This window comes from Ensifer sp. ENS08 (assembly GCF_014852195.1).
GTDB classification, from domain to species: domain Bacteria; phylum Pseudomonadota; class Alphaproteobacteria; order Rhizobiales; family Rhizobiaceae; genus Ensifer; species Ensifer adhaerens.
Genome location: NZ_JACVBF010000006.1, coordinates 264,772 through 280,516, shown reverse-complemented (window position 1 = coordinate 280,516; position 15,745 = coordinate 264,772). Strand labels below are relative to the sequence as shown.

17 protein-coding genes are annotated in these 15,745 nt (G+C 63.4%); 9 read left to right on the top strand and 8 right to left on the bottom strand.

The features are described 5' to 3' along the window. The first annotated feature begins 1 nt into the window (after position 1). A complete protein-coding gene (locus tag IB272_RS16650) occupies positions 2–424 on the top strand; it encodes a GNAT family N-acetyltransferase (protein ID WP_060581739.1) in 423 nt (140 codons plus the stop codon). 9 nt (positions 425–433) lie between these two features. Here the strand turns inward: IB272_RS16650 and IB272_RS16645 are convergent, their stop codons facing one another. Next, on the bottom strand, positions 434–979 hold the full coding sequence (locus IB272_RS16645; RefSeq protein WP_192444570.1) for an N-acetyltransferase: 546 nt from the start codon (positions 977–979) through the stop codon (positions 434–436). 260 nt (positions 980–1,239) lie between these two features. Between IB272_RS16645 and IB272_RS16640 the strand changes: the two genes are divergently transcribed. Further along, positions 1,240–2,217 (top strand): glutathione S-transferase family protein, encoded by a 978-nt coding sequence (locus IB272_RS16640; protein WP_060581738.1) that lies wholly within the window; start codon positions 1,240–1,242, stop codon positions 2,215–2,217. Between the two features lie 26 nt (positions 2,218–2,243). Here IB272_RS16640 and IB272_RS16635 read toward each other — a convergent pair whose 3' ends face one another. Beyond that, on the bottom strand, positions 2,244–2,711 hold the full coding sequence (locus IB272_RS16635; protein WP_060581736.1) for an NUDIX domain-containing protein: 468 nt from the start codon (positions 2,709–2,711) through the stop codon (positions 2,244–2,246). A gap of 110 nt (positions 2,712–2,821) precedes the next feature. On the opposite strand from IB272_RS16635, the gene IB272_RS16630 reads away from it, so the two are divergent. Both IB272_RS16630 and IB272_RS16625 read left to right on the top strand, forming a co-directional pair. Then, complete coding sequence (locus IB272_RS16630) at positions 2,822–3,724, top strand: metallophosphoesterase (RefSeq protein ID WP_034788848.1); 903 nt, start codon at positions 2,822–2,824, stop codon at positions 3,722–3,724. 183 nt (positions 3,725–3,907) lie between these two features. Beyond that, positions 3,908–4,456 carry a tetratricopeptide repeat protein gene (locus IB272_RS16625; protein WP_082566327.1) on the top strand — a complete coding sequence of 183 codons (549 nt, stop codon included), beginning with the start codon at positions 3,908–3,910 and terminating at the stop codon, positions 4,454–4,456. Between the two features lie 72 nt (positions 4,457–4,528). Here IB272_RS16625 and IB272_RS16620 read toward each other — a convergent pair whose 3' ends face one another. Beyond that, entirely contained in the window at positions 4,529–5,548 is a 1,020-nt protein-coding gene (locus IB272_RS16620) for a DUF3313 domain-containing protein (RefSeq protein ID WP_113136097.1), read from the bottom strand. 285 nt (positions 5,549–5,833) lie between these two features. Between IB272_RS16620 and IB272_RS16615 the strand changes: the two genes are divergently transcribed. Then, the gene (locus IB272_RS16615; RefSeq protein ID WP_034788854.1) at positions 5,834–6,352 is read left to right on the top strand and encodes an RNA polymerase sigma factor; all 519 of its coding nucleotides are present in this window, start codon (positions 5,834–5,836) and stop codon (positions 6,350–6,352) included. A 3-nt stretch (positions 6,353–6,355) separates the two neighbouring features. Then, on the top strand, positions 6,356–7,183 hold the full coding sequence (locus IB272_RS16610; RefSeq protein ID WP_060581732.1) for an anti-sigma factor: 828 nt from the start codon (positions 6,356–6,358) through the stop codon (positions 7,181–7,183). 84 nt (positions 7,184–7,267) lie between these two features. On the opposite strand, the gene leuA is transcribed toward IB272_RS16610, so the two are convergent. Both leuA and IB272_RS16600 read right to left on the bottom strand, forming a co-directional pair. Beyond that, entirely contained in the window at positions 7,268–8,977 is a 1,710-nt protein-coding gene (gene leuA, locus IB272_RS16605) for a 2-isopropylmalate synthase (RefSeq protein WP_060518745.1), read from the bottom strand. 409 nt (positions 8,978–9,386) lie between these two features. Then, positions 9,387–9,971 carry an ATP-dependent Clp protease proteolytic subunit gene (locus IB272_RS16600; protein ID WP_034788862.1) on the bottom strand — a complete coding sequence of 195 codons (585 nt, stop codon included), beginning with the start codon at positions 9,969–9,971 and terminating at the stop codon, positions 9,387–9,389. A gap of 239 nt (positions 9,972–10,210) precedes the next feature. Here IB272_RS16600 and IB272_RS16595 point away from each other — a divergent pair, with 239 nt between their 5' ends. Together IB272_RS16595 and IB272_RS16590 are read left to right on the top strand one after the other, a co-directional pair. Next, entirely contained in the window at positions 10,211–10,789 is a 579-nt protein-coding gene (locus tag IB272_RS16595) for a HupE/UreJ family protein (RefSeq protein ID WP_060518747.1), read from the top strand. 12 nt (positions 10,790–10,801) lie between these two features. Continuing rightward, the gene (locus IB272_RS16590) at positions 10,802–11,323 is read left to right on the top strand and encodes a hypothetical protein (RefSeq protein WP_060581731.1); all 522 of its coding nucleotides are present in this window, start codon (positions 10,802–10,804) and stop codon (positions 11,321–11,323) included. Between the two features lie 17 nt (positions 11,324–11,340). On the opposite strand, the gene queF is transcribed toward IB272_RS16590, so the two are convergent. The 3 genes from queF to IB272_RS16575 all read right to left on the bottom strand — a co-directional run bounded on the left by queF (position 11,341) and on the right by IB272_RS16575 (position 14,568). Beyond that, positions 11,341–11,805 (bottom strand): preQ(1) synthase, encoded by a 465-nt coding sequence (gene queF / locus IB272_RS16585; protein WP_034788869.1) that lies wholly within the window; start codon positions 11,803–11,805, stop codon positions 11,341–11,343. A gap of 144 nt (positions 11,806–11,949) precedes the next feature. Further along, on the bottom strand, positions 11,950–12,876 hold the full coding sequence (locus IB272_RS16580; RefSeq protein ID WP_060581729.1) for a cation diffusion facilitator family transporter: 927 nt from the start codon (positions 12,874–12,876) through the stop codon (positions 11,950–11,952). 117 nt (positions 12,877–12,993) lie between these two features. Next, positions 12,994–14,568, bottom strand: coding sequence for an MFS transporter (locus IB272_RS16575; RefSeq protein WP_060581728.1), 1,575 nt, complete (start codon positions 14,566–14,568; stop codon positions 12,994–12,996). Between the two features lie 179 nt (positions 14,569–14,747). Here IB272_RS16575 and IB272_RS16570 point away from each other — a divergent pair, with 179 nt between their 5' ends. Further along, positions 14,748–15,674, top strand: coding sequence for a LysR substrate-binding domain-containing protein (locus IB272_RS16570; RefSeq protein WP_060581726.1), 927 nt, complete (start codon positions 14,748–14,750; stop codon positions 15,672–15,674). Positions 15,675–15,745: the final 71 nt, after the last annotated feature.

The window sequence follows — 15,745 nt, the reverse complement described above, 5'->3', positions numbered from 1 at the left end:
GATGTTCGTCGTCACCGACGCCCCACCGCCAGAGGCGATCGAAGCAATCGGCAACGGTCTTGCCGCCTTCAACGCCGCCGACGTCGGCCCGTCGGAGCGACGCCCCCTCGCCGTCCTTGTCGGCGGCCTCGAGGCACAGGGAGCCCGCGGCGGCCTGAACGGCTACACGGGCTGGGGCTGGCTATTCGTGCAATGGCTGTGGTTACCGGAAGATCTTCGCGGACAGGGGCTTGCCGGCAAGTTGCTCCAGGCGGCCGAGGACGAAGCGCGCAATCGCGGCTGCCACAGCGCCTGGATCGACACCTTCAACCCGCAGGCCCTGCGCGCCTACGAGCGTCAGGGCTATGCGGCCTTCGGTGAACTGCCGGATTTCCCTGTTGGCCGAACCCGGGTGTTTCTGAAGAAATCGCTCGTCGCGCGATAAGGTCCGGGATCAGACGGCCAGCGGCAACGCAATCGGCTCCGCCTGCATCAGCCTATCATCCCGCCAGGCGATAACGCCGGCAAGTCCGGCATGCACACCCTCTGCCATCGGCACCACGAGCACCCGCGCCGGGTCGACCGGCCCAGGGAACTCGAGTGCCGCGTAACGCACCTTCTCGAAGCCGAGCGGCTGGTAATAGGGCGGATCGCCGACAAGGATCACCGCGTGTGAGCCCTTGCGCCGCGCCGCCTCGACCGCGATGCGCACCAGTTCCCGGCCGATGCCCTGGTTCTTGTGCGACGGCCTGACGGCGAGCGGTCCGAGCAGGTGGCCCTTGATCGAGCCCGCCATGACCGGCGTCATCCGGACCGATGCGATCGTCTCGCCATTGTCGGCGCAGATGAAGGACAGCGACCGGTCATGCAGCCCCTGCTCGCGGATGCGCGCGGCCGCCCGGGCAAACCGGCCGGGGCCGAAAGCTTCTTCGTTGATGATTTCGATGGCTGCGTCATGGGACGCGTCTTCGGTCAGATAGACGAGATCGTGCTTTTTCATGAGATCGAGAAACCAGGCATGCGAACAGACATAGGGATGGCTTCGCCCGATGAGGGCGTTGGCAGCATCAGCGTCGTCGCAGGTTTCCCGAGAACATCATCTGTGCGGATTCTTCCAGACACGAAAAAAGTTGTGAAATCGCCGATAGCAGAAATTTGCCCTCTGTCAAAGCCTAAAACGCACTGTTCCGATTTCGCCACCTATCGAATGTCGCTGGAAGCGCTATCTATTGACGCAACGATCACGAAGGAGTTTGTCCGATGGGCAGGTTGGTAGATGGCGTCTGGCAGGACGTCTGGTACGACACGGTGGCAACGAACGGCCACTTCAAGCGCAGCGCTTCGCAGTTCCGCAACTGGGTGACGGCGGACGGGTCGGCCGGCCCGAGCGGCGACGCCGGCTTCAAGGCCGAGGCCGATCGCTATCACCTCTATGTTTCGCTCGCCTGCCCATGGGCCCATCGTACACTGATCTTCCGCAAGCTGAAAAAGCTCGAGGACCTGATCTCCGTTTCCGTGGTCGATCCGCTGATGCTCACCCAGGGCTGGGAATTCAAGGACGGCGGCATCGGCACCGGCGATCATCTCTTCGGCTCGAAGGCGCTGTGGCAGGTCTATACCCGCGCCGATGCCAACTATTCCGGCCGCGTGACCGTGCCCGTCCTCTGGGACAAGAAGCAGAACACCATCGTTTCGAATGAATCCTCCGAGATCATCCGGATGTTCAACTCCGCCTTCGATGGCCTGACCGGCTCGACGCTCGATTTCTATCCGGAAGAGCTGCGCGGCGAGATCGATGCGATGAACACCGACGTCTACAATGACGTCAACAACGGCGTCTACAAGGCAGGCTTTGCCACCACGCAATCCGCCTACGAGGAAAGTGTGACGGCACTCTTTGCGCGGCTGGACAACCTGGAAGAGCGCCTCGGCTCGCACCGTTACCTCACCGGCAGCCGCCTCACCGAGGCCGACTGGCGGCTATTCACGACGCTGGTGCGCTTCGATCCTGTCTATGTCGGCCATTTCAAGTGCAACATCCGCCGGATCGCCGACTATCCGAACCTCCAAGGGTATCTGCGGGAACTCTATCAGGTGCCGGGCGTGGCCGAGACGGTCGACATGCGCCACATCAAGGAGCACTACTACCGCAGCCACACGACCATCAACCCGACGGGCGTCGTGCCGGTAGGTCCGGTGCTCGACCTCACCGCCCCGCACGCCCGCGAGGCGCTGTAACACTGCACTGAAAGGGCAATCGATCGCTACCAGTAGCGATCGATTGCGACGTCGCCGGCAAGTTCCGCAAGCCGGCGGCGTGTCGCCGGCGTGGTGTCGTCAGGCAGCGCGTCCAGTGCGAAGAAGCCACTTTCGGAAATCTCGAGATCGGGCGTTTTCGGCGCGCTCTGGCTGACACCGTCACAGCGGTAGAAGACGACGTGGTCGCGGCGGCTCGTGCGCCTGTTGTAGTAGACCTGGATGAGCACCGGCGGCGCCGAAACTTCGAGGTTCCCCTCCTCGCGCAACTCCCGCAGCAAGCCGTCGATCGAGGCCTCGTCGCGGTCGAGCCCCCCGCCCGGCAGGTGCCAGCCCGGCAGGTAGGAGTGGCGGACGAGGAAAACGCGGCCCTCGCCATCGAAACAGGCCGCCCGCACACCCATCGTCATGCCGCGCGCAACAGCGTAGTAGCCATGCGCAAGCCACATCAGCAGCCGGAGATACCAGCGCCGCATCTCCGGTGGCCGATCCTGTTCCAGGCGTTTTTTCCTTCCTCGTCCCGGCCACACGCGATTCATCGGGCGACCTGATTCCCCTCGGCCGGAATATGCGCTAGACGGGGTCGATGTTCAAACTCGCCCATATTTCCGACGTCCACCTCGGGCCCTTGCCCGAGCTATCCCTCAGGGAACTCGCTTCCAAGCGCATCACCGGTTTCGTCAACTGGCACCGCAACCGCAGCCGCCATCTCTTCACCGGTACGCTCGACACCCTGCTGGCCGACATCGAGAAGAAGGATCCGGACCATCTGGCGATGACGGGCGATCTCGTCAATCTCGCCTCCTCGCTCGAGATCAAGGCGGTGACAGAATGGCTGGAGGATGCGGGCAAGCCGGAAAACATCTCCGTCGTTCCGGGCAACCACGACGCCTATGTTCCGGGCGCCTACGAGAAGACCACCCGTGCCTGGTATCCCTATATGCGCGGCGACGATGCGCCGGCGCATTGGCATGACCGGCACCGCTGCTTTCCCTACATGCGCGTGCGCGGCCCGGTGGCGCTGATCGGCTGCTCGACCGCCGTTGCGACCCCGCCCTTTGCCGCCAGCGGCTATTTCGGCCAACGCCAGGCCCGCGCCACCGTCAATCTGCTGCGCCAGGCCGGCGAGGCTGGCCTCTTCCGCATCGTCATGATCCACCATCCGCCGATCCGCGGCGCGACCTCGATGCACAAGCGCATGATCGGCATTCGCCGCTTTGCTGCGACGATCTCCTCCGGCGGCGCCGAACTCGTGATCCACGGCCACACGCACCTCAACACTGTCTATTGGCTGAAGGGCCAGCATGCCCCTGTCCCGGTTGTCGGCATCGCCTCGGCCTCGCAAGGTCCTGGCGGCCACAAGCCGCCGGCAGCCTACAACCTGTTCACCGTCGCCGGTGAAGCCGGAAACTGGCACCTGACGCGCGAGCGCTACGCCCTGAACGACGATGCCACCACGGTGTCGCTCGCCGAAACCACACGCTTCTAGCCGAACGCAGCCTCCCTCCGCAGAAAATTCATCGCCCGGCGAATAAACCCCGGCCCTGCTGCGTCATACTCCGGTCCGCCGCCGCATGGCAGCGCGCCCGCCTCTGCGCGAATGCAGGACACGCAGTCGTTTGAAACAGCGCGAGGCTTTCGCGGTCATGCGCCAGCAATGGGAGATGGCATGATGAACCACAAGAACCTCGTTTTCGCCCTGTTTGCCGCCGGGGCAACCAGCTTCATGGCGCATGCGGTGATGGCCGCCGGCGAGGATACGAGCGAACCGCCGAAGAAAACCAAGACGACCAGCGAATGCACCGACGGCAAGGTATGGGACGCCAAGAAAAAGGCCTGCGTTGACGCCAAGAAGAGCGACCTTGGCGACGATATCCTGTTCCAGGCTGCCCGCGAACTCGCCTATGCCGGCCAGTATGAAAATTCGATCAGGGTGCTCGGCGCCGTCAAGGACCAGCAGAGCGCCCGGGTGCTCAACTACCTCGGCTATGCCAACCGCAAGGCCGGGCGCATGGAACTCGGCATGCAGTACTACAAACGCGCGCTCCAGGCCGACGAGAACTACATCCTCGCCCGCTCCTACATGGGCCAGGCGCTGATCGAACAGGGCCGCGTCGAGGAAGCGCGTGTGCAACTCGTCGAGATCCGCGACCGCGGCGGCGAAAACACCTGGGCTTACCGCGCCTTGCTGCAGTCGCTCGGCGGCGTCCGCCAGTACTGACCGGGCGGTAACATGGACGGGCGGCGCCAGGCGCCGCCTCGATCCGACGTGCCACAGACACGGACTGGGACGCTAGGTTTTCTTCGACCCGCTTGCCGCCGGCCCGTTCTTTTTGGGCTCGCTTGCCTTGGCTGCATTTCCCTTCGCCCCGCCTGCTGAGGGACCGCCTCCCGTCGTGCCGTCAGCAATCGACTTTGCCTCGTTCTTCTTCTCCGACCATTCCGGCGGCAGGCCGAGCGCGCCGCCAGCGATGCCGCCGAGACCGGATCCCTTGCCGAACACGGCGCAATCCGGATCGGTGGGTTTGCCGGTGACGGCATAGGCGACGCTGTTCTTGACGTTCTTCATCGACGGCAGCTCAAAATCGGACTTCATCGGGTCACCCGATTTTTCGAGCAGCGCACTGAAGTCGCTTGAGAAGTCGCCTGCAAGCTCGAAGGCGTCGGCAGCCGTCGAGGCGCGGGACCCGTTGGTGAGGATGTTGGCGCCACGCGCCCATGCCAGCCCGGCGATCTGCTTGCCCATCGGGTCGAATGCCTCCGCCTCGACCGCGAGACTTCCAAGGCCGATGGGAATGCGCGGAACCGGGATCGGAGCGACGGCCGAGGTGACAGTCGACACGCCGGCGACGACTGCATTGGTCGATTTGACCTTGCTGATCACGGAGCGCACCGCCATGTCGGCGGGCTTGGAGATCGGCACGACGTCGAATTGCTCGCTCAGGGCTTCGCAGAGCGACCGGTCGATCGCCGTGGCCACCAGCTTCTTTTGCGGATCCCCGAGCTTGTCGAGATCCGCGGTGGCGGCAAAGGTCGTCGGGATCACATGCACCGTCTTGACGTTCTTGGTGGCAGCAGAATCCACCCGGTACTTCGTCTTGGTCACCATCCCGTCGCTGGCAACGAAATCCTTGTAGGAGGATAGAGACCCCGTTTCCATGACCTGGGCGCTCTGGCAGGCGGCGAGCCCCGCAAACAAAGGCACCAGCGCAGCCGTGCGAATGACGGCCGCACCTCCCCGAATGCGGCGTCCGCCACAATGTCTCCCGACAAACCTGACAATACTCATGCCATTGCGATGCTGTGCGTTCATTGGCGTGTCCCCGACGTCGACCTGCAGTTGTGCATGAGGTCCGGCCAGATTCGGGCCGAACTTTGACGCGATCTCCGGCCACCATTGCAGTTAACGGTAACGAAGCGCGTGATTAACGGCCGCGGGCAAGCGAAAGCTTTTTGGGAAAAGGCGCCATGAAGCAGCAGAATTTGCTTTCCGTTCCGGGACTTCCCTTGCAGACTAAGGAGCAAATGTTTCATATCATCCGCTCGTGCGCAGCACGGCGAATAAATGCATGATCCGGCACGTTTCATTGGAAGAGAAATGCGTCCAGCGGCAGAAACGAAGGACTTCAGACGCGACTTGGTCAGCCTGCTGCCCAAATTGCGCCGTTTCGCGATGACGCTGACGCGCAATGCCAATGACGCCGACGACCTCGTCCAGGAAGCCTGCGAGCGCGCGATCACCCGCAGCCACCTCTGGAACGGAGAGGGCCGGCTGGAAAGCTGGGTCTACGCGATGACGCGCAATCTCTGGGTCGACGAAATCCGCAAGCGCAAGGTTCGCACCGGCAGCGGCACCGTCGATGCGCTCGGACATGACGAACTCAGCATCGAGCCGTCGGCCGAAAAAGCCGTCTACGCCAATCAGTTGCAGAAGATGATCCTGTCGATGCCCGAGGGGCTGGCGAGCGTATTCCTGCTGGTCAATGTCGAAGGCCACAGCTATCGCGAGACCGCCGATATCCTGGGCATTCCGATCGGCACCGTCATGAGCAGACTGTCGACCGCGCGCCTCAGGCTCGCGGCGATGATCTCAGAGAATACCGAAAGGAGGGCCTGACCGTTGCAACAGACAAGGGGTCAAGCGCTCGAAGTGCGCCTTTCTGCCTATATCGACGGCGAGATCGGCGAAGCTGAACGAACCGAACTCGACGCGATTCTCGCCCGCGACGAGGACGCCAAGGCGTTGTTCGAGAGGCTGAAGGCCGGCAGCAGTTTCGGCGATACCGCCTTCGAAGATTTCCTGCACGATCCCGTGCCGCTCGCTCTTGTCCGGCAAATCAAGCAGGGTCCGGGGGTCAATCCGAAGACCGAGCGGATTGCGGCAACGACGACCACTGTCCGGCACGCGCGGGTCTGGCCGCGCATGCTTGCCGCATCGGTGGCCCTGCTGCTGCTCGGCGGCGGCGCCGGCTTCATCGTCGGGACGGCGAACACCGGGAGCGAGCCGACCAAGCTCGCCGCGGCGCGTGGCTGGCTCGACGACATCGCCGACTATCACCGCATCTATTCGCGGCAGAAGGAGCATCTGGTCGAGGTCCCGGCGACAGAGGGACCGAAGATCGAGACCTGGCTTGCCGCAAGCGTCGGCGTTCCCTTCAAGGTCCCGCAGCTTTCCGGCAAGGGCCTGACCTTCGAGGGCGCCCGGCTGCTCGTCGCCAACGGCAAGCCCGTGGCGCAGCTCGTCTACCGAAGCACCGAAGGCGAAATCTTCGCGATCTGTTTCCTCAAGAACACCACCGGCCCGCAGGCGGAGCAGTTCGACGAGAGCATCCGCGACGATCTCGGCATGGTCTCCTGGCAGCGAGGCGGCGCCTCTTTCGTGCTCGTCGGCCCGTCTTCCCATGTCGGCATCCAGGACATCGCCGAAGCCGTCGCCGCGACGATCTGAGATCGACGGCATTCCCCTACCCCTGAAACGAAAAGGCCGCGCCGGGTTTCCCCGACGCGGCTTCATTCGTCACGCTAAAGCGTATCAGCCGCGCTTCATCTCGAGTACGCGGTTTGCCGCCGAAACGATCGCTTCGAGCGAGGCGGCAACGATGTTGGTGTTGATACCGGCGCCGAACAGCTTGCCACCCGGGTGCTCCATCTCGACATAGGCGATCGCGGCTGCGTTCGAGCCGTGCTGCAGCGAGTGCTCGGAGTAATCCGCAACCGAGAGGTCGATGCCGAGATAGATCGACAGCGCATTGATGAAGCCGTCGATCGGGCCGGTGCCCTTGCCTTCGATGCGCTTGACCTCGCCATTGTCGGTGATCTCGGCCGCCACCACGCGCACGCCCTTGTGCTCGCCCACCGGATAAGTGTGATGGTCGACGAACTTGATGCGCGCGCCCGGCTGCTCGACGTAGCGCTCGATGAAGCGCTCGTAGATGCGCTTGGACGGCAGCTCCTTGCCTTCCTCGTCGGTGATGCGCTGGATGTCCTCGCGGAACTCGACCTGGAGGTTGCGCGGCAGGTTGATGCCGTAGTCTTCCTGCAGGATGTAGGCGATGCCGCCCTTGCCCGACTGCGAGTTGATGCGGATGATCGCCTCGTAGGAGCGGCCGACGTCACGCGGATCGATCGGCAGGTACGGCACTTCCCAGAGCGGCTTGTTGGCGGTCTTGATCGCCTTCATGCCCTTGTTGATCGCATCCTGGTGCGAGCCGGAGAAGGCCGTGTAGACCAGTTCGCCGACATAAGGATGGCGCTCGGGAATGACCATCTGGTTGGAGTATTCGTAGACTTCCTTGATCCGCTCGATATCGGAGCAGTCGAGCTGCGGATCGACGCCCTGCGTGAACATGTTCAGCGCCAGCGTCACGACATCGACGTTGCCGGTGCGCTCGCCATTGCCGAACAGCGTGCCTTCGACGCGGTCGGCGCCAGCCATCAGGCCCAATTCGGTAGCGGCGATGCCGGTGCCGCGGTCGTTGTGCGGGTGCAGCGAGATGATCAGGCTTTCGCGGTTGTCGAGGTTGCGGCACATCCATTCGATCTGGTCGGCATAGATGTTCGGCGTCGCCATCTCGACGGTCGAGGGCAGGTTCAGGATCAGCTTGTTGTCTGGCGTCGGCTTGACGATCTCGGTGACCGCGTTGCAGATCTCCAAGGCCACTTCGAGCTCGGTGCCGGTAAAGCTTTCCGGCGAATACTCGAAGCGGTAGCCGCCGCCGGCCTTGGCCGCCATGTCGGTGATCATCTTGGCGGCGTCGGTCGCAATCTGCTTGATGCCGCGCACGTCCTTGGCAAACACCACACGGCGCTGCAGTTCACTCGTCGAATTGTAGAAATGCACGATCGGTTGGTGCGCGCCTTCCAGCGCTTCGAAGGTGCGGGTGATCAACTCGGGCCGGCACTGCACCAGCACCTGCAGCGACACATCCTTGGCGACATTGCCTTCCTCGATGCACCAGCGGGCAAAATCGAAATCGGTCTGCGAGGCCGAGGGGAAGCCGATTTCGATTTCCTTGAAGCCCATGTCGAGCAGCAGCTGGAACATGCGGGCCTTGCGATCGTGCCCCATCGGGTCGACCAGCGACTGGTTGCCGTCACGCAGGTCGACCGAGCACCAGATCGGTGCCTTGGTGATCGTCTTCGACGGCCAGGTGCGGTCGGTGAGCGCGATCTGCGGATAGGCCTGGTACTTCACCGCCGCTTCCGGCATGCCAATCTTAACGGGATGGGATTTCTGGATCATTGCAGCTTCTCTTCATCACTGGACGTCCTGGCCGCCTTGCCATACCCGATCGGGGATCGGATTGCGATGGCTAATGCCGCGCCGAACGCGCCTTTATCCTAAAACACTTGATGGGGTCGAGGAGCATCCGCCGGCGTGGCTTTTCGGCCGCCGGGCGCTCCTCAGCGAACCCGGCAACCGCGAGTAAGGCCGAGAAGAAGAAGCGAGGCGAAGGCGCGCGACGGCGCACGATTGGTATCGTGTCCGGCGGGGATCGAGGCGATCCGATATGCGTCAGCCTTGGTCATGCTCAAAGCCTATACACGGCTTGCCAGAGTGGAGCAAGCCACGCGATGGCGAGGATCACCGCAAAAGAAAAGGGCACCAGCGAAATGCCGATGCCCTCCAAATCCTTGACTTGCTTGCGAACTCAGATGTCCGCAGCAGACGAGATGATCCGCGAAACGAGGCCGTAGGACTTCGCTTCCTCAGCGGAAAGCCAGTAATCGCGGTCCGTGTCCTTGGCGATCTTCTCGACCGGCTGGCCGGTTGCGTCGGCGAAGATCTTGTTCAGGCGATCGTTCATCTTGATGATTTCGCGTGCCTGGATCTCGATGTCCGACGCCATGCCGCGGGTGCCGCCCGACGGTTGGTGAAGCAGGAAGCGGGTGTTCGGCAGGCAAATGCGACGCTCCTTGGGAGCGCCGACAAAGATCAGCGCGCCGGCGGAAGCGACCCAGCCGGTGCCGATGGTCCAGACCTTCGGCTTCACGAACTTGATCATGTCGTGGATGCTGTCGCCCGATTCGACATGGCCGCCCGGCGAATTGACGAAGATGCGGATGTCTTCGTCGCTGGCGGCGGCAAGCGCCACGAGCTGCGAGCAGACCTTCTGCGCCAGTTCCTGATTGATCGACCCGTAGATGAAAATCGAACGCGACTTGAAAAGGTTCGCCTCCGTTTCCTTGCCGAGCGGCAATTCGGTCTTCTTGTCGTCCTCGTCGTCGTTCATCATCCGTTTTTCTCCGGCATCTCATGAAGTCTTCAGTCAAAGTCAGATAATGCGACTCGACGCCGAAGACAATGCAACAAACCGAAGCGGCGACAAAGCAGCAAGGTCGACTATGCTTATGGTAAAAACACCTACCGCCAAATGCCGTATAGACAGGGGGACGGAGGCCAATAAGATCGGTCGCGTCAAACACTCAAGAGTGGGGCCAGCCTCCCAGGTCCCGCCCATCCATGGGGACACGCATGAACAGACGCATCCTGATCGCCACTGCCGCGCTGATAGCCTCCGCCGCACCCGCCTTCGCCCATCTCAATCCGGCAGAGCACGGCTCGTTTGCCGCCGGCTTCTCGCATCCGCTGTTCGGACTTGACCATATCCTCGTCATGGTCGCCGTCGGCCTCTGGGCGGCGCAGATCGGCGGCCGGGCGCTCGTTGTCGTGCCGGCGGCCTTCGTCGCGATGATGGCAGCGGGCTTCGCGCTGGCGGTTGCCGGTGTCGGCCTGCCCTTCGTCGAGCCGGCGATCCTCGCCTCGGTGGTGGCGCTCGGCCTGCTTGTTGCCATGGCGGTGCGGCTCGACACGGCGGCATCCGCTGCGATCGTTGGCGTCTTCGCCCTCTTCCACGGCCATGCCCATGGCGGCGAACTCGGCAGCGCCGGGGCGCTTGCCTTCTCGGTCGGCTTCATCCTCGCCACCGCCGCGCTGCACGTGGCCGGCATCGGCCTCGGCATCGCCCTTCAGCGCCTCTCCGGCGGCGGCCTGCTTGCCCGCCTCCTCGGCGGTCTCACGGCTCTGGCCGGCGCTGCCTTGATCTTCGGCTGAAATCAAACGGGCATGCAGCACGGACGAATTATCTTTCTGAACGGCACGTCGAGTGCCGGAAAGTCAACGCTGGCAAAGGCGCTCCGGGAAATCCTCCCGGAGCCCTTTTGTTACTATGCCTCCGACCAGCTTGCCGACGCCGGATTTCGGGTCCCTAGGCGCGGCATGCATCCTGGAATGCGCGGCGAGCGTGCGAGGTTCTTCGACGGATTTCATCGCTCGATCGCAGCCTTCGCCGAGGCCGGCAACGACCTGATCGTCGAGCACATCGTCGAGGAGAAAAGCTGGTCCGACGATATCAGAAGGCAAACCGCGCATCTGGACACCTTCTGGGTCGGAGTGCACGCGCCGATCGAAGACCTGGAGCGTCGCGAGCGCGAGCGCGGCGACCGCACGATCGGCGAAGCCCGCTTTCACCTGAAGACGCACGATTACTGCGCCTACGACCTAGAAGTGGACACGCGCGACCCGACCGATCAGATCGCCGCGCGCATCGTTGACGCCTGGCTCAAACGCCAGTCACTCAGACCGTAGCGGGGGGATCTCCCGCTTTAGCCGCGACCGCGATAGGTCGGCACGCCCTGGTCGGGCAGCCACAGGCCCTCGGGCGGCTTGCCGGTCTGCCAGAAGACGTCGATCGGGATGCCGCCGCGCGGATACCAATAGGCGCCGATGCGAAGCCAGCGTGGCTGAAGCAACGACACCAGCCGTTGGGCGATCTCGATGGTGCAATCTTCGTGGAATGCGCCGTGGTTACGGAAGGAATGCAGGAACAGCTTCAGCGACTTCGATTCCACCAGCCATTCGTCCGGCACATAATCGATGACGATATGGGCGAAATCCGGCTGGCCGGTCATCGGGCAGAGCGAGGTGAATTCCGGCGCGGTGAAGCGCACCAGATAGTCCTTGCCCTTGTTGCCGCTCGGGACCCGCTCCAGCACCGCGTCTTCCGGGCTCTGTGGTAGATCGACCTTTGCGCCTAGTTGCGAAAGGCCGGATACGTCAGTCTTGCTCATTTGCCTGTTGCTCCATGAGAACATCCGCGCGTGGGTGCGGTCGACTGGCCTTTGCCCTCGTCGGCCCGCTCCGTTTGCGGCGCTTAAATCAGAACTGCCTCAAGAAGGAAACCTCGTCACGGTTGAAGTGCCGTCGACCTTGAATCAGTGGCGCCCGACCGTCGTCTTGACGCGCACACCATGCGCCTTCTCACCTTCGGGCTCCACATGGATCGCGATCTTGGCACCGGGATGCACGTCCCGGATCGCATCCTCGATCCGGTCGCAGATGTCATGCGCCTCGCCGACCGGCATCAACTCCGGCACGACCATATGGAAATCGACGAAGATCGCCGGACCGGCCTGACGGGTCTTCAGATCGTGCACGCCGAGCGAACCCGCGGCGTTGGCGGCGATCGCCTGTTTGATCGCTTCTTCTTCCTCACCCGAGACGGCCCGGTCCATCAGCCCGTCGATCGAGCGCGAGATCACCATCCAGCCCTGGTAAAGAATGTTGCAGGCGACAATGACGGCCAGCAGCGGATCAAGGATCGCGTAGCCGGTGGAGATCGCAAGCACGAGGCCGACGAGAACGCCGATCGAGGTGACGACGTCCGACAGGATGTGGTGGCCGTCGGCGCTGAGTGCCGGCGAGCGGTGCTTGCGGCCGGCGGTGATCAGCACATAGGCCCAGATGGCGTTGATGACGCCGGCGACGAAGTTGATCGCCAGGCCCAGAGCCGGTGCTTCCATCAACACTGGCGCCATCATTGCCGGCACCGCCTCCCAGACGATGAGCAGTGCCGCAACGACGATCAGAACGCCTTCGATAACGGCCGAGAAATACTCCGCCTTGTGGTGACCGAAGGGGTGGCCGGCGTCGGCCGGCTTGGAAGCATAGCCGATCATCAGATAGGCGATGACCGCCGCGATCACGTTGACGGTCGACTCCAGCCCGTCGGAGAGAAGCGCGATCGAGCCTGTCAGCCACCAGGCAAGCAGCTTCAGGCCGAGCACAGCGAGCGAGAGCGGTATGCCCCAGAAAGCAAGGCGGAGCACGGTGCGGTTTTCGGTTCCAGTCGTCATTGTCATTCCTCGTGCAGATGCAAACGAGTTGCAAACGCAAGCCCATTCAAACGCAAAACCGCCCGCGCGAATTTTCGCGCAGGCGGTCGATGGACAAGCATATGCTGGATTAAGCGGCGCTTGTCAAAGATTGGATCGGCCGGTTCCGGTTTCTCCGCAGGCAATCGCCTCGAAAGGCAGAGCACCGGCTTCGATCTCCGCATCACCGGCGGCCTTATCGCCCCTGCCGATGAAGAAGAATACCACGGCCGCAGTTGCGACAGTGATGCCGGTCAAAACCAGAAGCAGGACGCTGAACGCGTCGCCATAGGCCTGCAGCAGCGCGGCGTGCGATGTCTCAGGGGCAAGCTGCATCGCCGCGGGCAGATTGCCGGTGACGATGCGCTGCGCCATGGGAGCCGCAGTGGCGCCGGCTTCCGATCCGAGGTTCCAGGCCGTAAGCGCGGAGAGGATGGCGGTCACGATCGCCAGCGCAATGCCCTCCCCGGCCACGCGCGTGGTGCTGAAGATGCCCGTCGCCATCCCGGCGCGCTCCTTCGGCACGACACTGACCGCAAGCCCGTCCATCAGCCCCCAAGGCAAGCTGATGCCGAGACCGATCATCATCAGTGGTGCAAGCAGCGTGGCCGGCCCGGACCCCGCCGGAAACAGACTGAGCCAGAGGAGCCCGGCCGCCGATATCAGCAAGCCCACACCGCAGATAACCGCCGGCGTGAACCAGCGCGTCAGAAGGCCCGCCGCGATCGGCAGGATCAGAAGCGGCGCGGACATGGCGATCATCATCTGCCCGCCCGCGACGGCGCTCATGCCTTCGATACCGATGAAGCGGACCGGAAGCAGGATGAGCAGCACCACGAAGCCGTAGGCGGGGGCTGCCGCCAGCAATTGCACGCCGACAAAACGCGGATATCGAAACAGCGTCAGATCCAGCATCGGCCGCGCGACCGAACGCTCGATCCGCCAGAAGGCCAGGAAGAAGAACACCGATGCCGCGAGCATCGCGAGCACGAGCGGATGGCTCCAGCCGTTTTCCGGACCCTGCAGAATGCCGAAGGTGAGTGCGGTGAGCGCCGCCGTGAAACTTGCCGCTCCCTTCCAGTCGAGGCCAGCAGCGTCCGGATCGCGTGTTTCCCGCAGGAAGACCGCACCGAGTGCCAGAGACAGGCCGGCGAGCGCCACGACCAGGACGAAGATCGCCGGCCAGCCGAAGGCCTCGACCATCAGGCCGGAGGCGATCGGCCCAAAGGCAAGGCCGACACCGAAGCTGGCGCCGACCAGGCTGAAGGCCCGGAGCCGCTCGTTCTCGTCGAACTCCTGTGCGAGCGAAGCCATGCCGCCGGAAAAGGCGGCGGCTGCCCCAATACCCTGAAGCGCTCTCAGGGCATCGAACCATAGGATATCCCGAGCGAAGGCGAGCCCGGCCGAAAACAGCACGAAGGCCGCCAGACCACCCAGGAACACGCGTTTGCGACCGAAACTGTCGGCAAGCGCACCGGCCGCCATCAGCGAACTGCCGAAGGTCAGCATGAAGGCGTTGGTGACCCAGTTGAGGGCAACTGGATCGGCGCCGAGGCTGCGACTGATCGACGGCAGCGCCACCGCCGGTCCGGTGAAGGTGAGCGGCATTGCCGCCGCGGCGCAACAGACCGCAAGAAGGACGAGCCGGCGCCCGCGTGGTTCTTGAATTTCGGTTCTCATTCCCCGTTCCATCCGTTCGAGCAAAGGGGATACCCGCGCAGGCCCGGTAGGACCTTGCGTCTTGAGGTCGACACTTGCCGGGTATCGATTGACGAATGCAGGATAGTTTCGACATAATTCGATGAGAACGGCATCAATGCTCCGATCATACCGGAACAAAACGCTCGAATGGAGGTAGCATGGATCGCTTGAGCGGCTTGACCGCCTTCGTCCGCACCGCCGACCTCGGCAGTTTCGTCGCGGCCGGTCGCGTGCTCGGCCTGTCCGCTTCCGCGGTCGGAAAGGCTGTTACCACTCTCGAACGAGAACTCGGCGTCCGCCTGCTGCAGCGCTCGACCCGTAGTATCCGCTTGACCGAGGAGGGACGCCTCTTTCACGAGCGCTGCCGCCGCATCCTCGATGATCTCGACGACGCCGAGGCGTCATTGGCGGACGCCGTGGCGACGCCGCGCGGTCGGCTGCGCGTCAGCGTGCCGATCGTCAGCTACCACCTGCTGTTGCCGGTGCTGCCGGCGTTCGTACGGCGTTATCCCGAAATCGAACTCGACCTCGACTTCAACGACCGCATCGTCGACCTGATCGACGAGGAAGTGGATGTCGCGATCCGCAGCGGCGTGCTGCCGGATTCACGACTGATGACGCGCGCGCTCAGGCCGTTCCAGCTTCTGCTCTGCGCTGCTCCGTCATACCTTCGAGAGCATGGCAGGCCCGAATGCCCCCGCGACCTCGAAGGACACCATGCGGTTCGCTTCCGCTTTCCCAACAGCCGCAAGCTGCAGGAATGGCCGATCACGCTGCCGCCTGAGGGAAAGGAGCCGCGCCTCAAGACCGTGCTGAACTGCAACAACATGGAAGCGCTCGGCGGCGCCGTGCTTAGCGGCCTCGGCATCGGCTGCCTGCCGGACTTTCTCGCCCGCCACCATCTTCGCGACGGCAGACTGCACACAGTGCTCGACGCCCATCTCGACGCGCCCGGACAGTTCCACCTGCTGTGGCCGTCGAACCGTCACCTCTCCCCCAAGGTCCGCGTCTTCGTCGATTTTCTGAGCGAGCGACTGTTTGCCGATCGCTGCGAGAATGTGCCGGCCATTCAGGCGGCACAGTAGGAACAGAAAGTGCCGCCTCCACGGTGGAAGCGGCACCTTGTCTTCGTCAACAGCTCCATCCCGGAATAGGG

Bases quoted from the DNA above. Each gene is read 5' to 3' on its own strand.
- queF (WP_034788869.1), bottom strand. From the start codon at position 11,805: ATGAGCAAGACTGACGTATCCGGCCTTTCGCAACTAGGCGCAAAGGTC.
- IB272_RS16600 (WP_034788862.1), bottom strand. From the start codon at position 9,971: ATGATGAACGACGACGAGGACGACAAGAAGACCGAATTGCCGCTCGGC.
- IB272_RS16635 (WP_060581736.1), bottom strand. From the start codon at position 2,711: ATGCGGCGCTGGTATCTCCGGCTGCTGATGTGGCTTGCGCATGGCTAC.
- IB272_RS16595 (WP_060518747.1), top strand. From the start codon at position 10,211: ATGAACAGACGCATCCTGATCGCCACTGCCGCGCTGATAGCCTCCGCC.
- IB272_RS16575 (WP_060581728.1), bottom strand. From the start codon at position 14,568: ATGAGAACCGAAATTCAAGAACCACGCGGGCGCCGGCTCGTCCTTCTT.
- IB272_RS16615 (WP_034788854.1), top strand. From the start codon at position 5,834: ATGCGTCCAGCGGCAGAAACGAAGGACTTCAGACGCGACTTGGTCAGC.
- IB272_RS16625 (WP_082566327.1), top strand. From the start codon at position 3,908: ATGAACCACAAGAACCTCGTTTTCGCCCTGTTTGCCGCCGGGGCAACC.
- IB272_RS16620 (WP_113136097.1), bottom strand. From the start codon at position 5,548: ATGAACGCACAGCATCGCAATGGCATGAGTATTGTCAGGTTTGTCGGG.
- IB272_RS16640 (WP_060581738.1), top strand. From the start codon at position 1,240: ATGGGCAGGTTGGTAGATGGCGTCTGGCAGGACGTCTGGTACGACACG.
- IB272_RS16630 (WP_034788848.1), top strand. From the start codon at position 2,822: ATGTTCAAACTCGCCCATATTTCCGACGTCCACCTCGGGCCCTTGCCC.
- IB272_RS16570 (WP_060581726.1), top strand. From the start codon at position 14,748: ATGGATCGCTTGAGCGGCTTGACCGCCTTCGTCCGCACCGCCGACCTC.
- leuA (WP_060518745.1), bottom strand. From the start codon at position 8,977: ATGATCCAGAAATCCCATCCCGTTAAGATTGGCATGCCGGAAGCGGCG.
- IB272_RS16590 (WP_060581731.1), top strand. From the start codon at position 10,802: ATGCAGCACGGACGAATTATCTTTCTGAACGGCACGTCGAGTGCCGGA.
- IB272_RS16580 (WP_060581729.1), bottom strand. From the start codon at position 12,876: ATGACAATGACGACTGGAACCGAAAACCGCACCGTGCTCCGCCTTGCT.
- IB272_RS16650 (WP_060581739.1), top strand. From the start codon at position 2: ATGTTCGTCGTCACCGACGCCCCACCGCCAGAGGCGATCGAAGCAATC.
- IB272_RS16645 (WP_192444570.1), bottom strand. From the start codon at position 979: ATGAAAAAGCACGATCTCGTCTATCTGACCGAAGACGCGTCCCATGAC.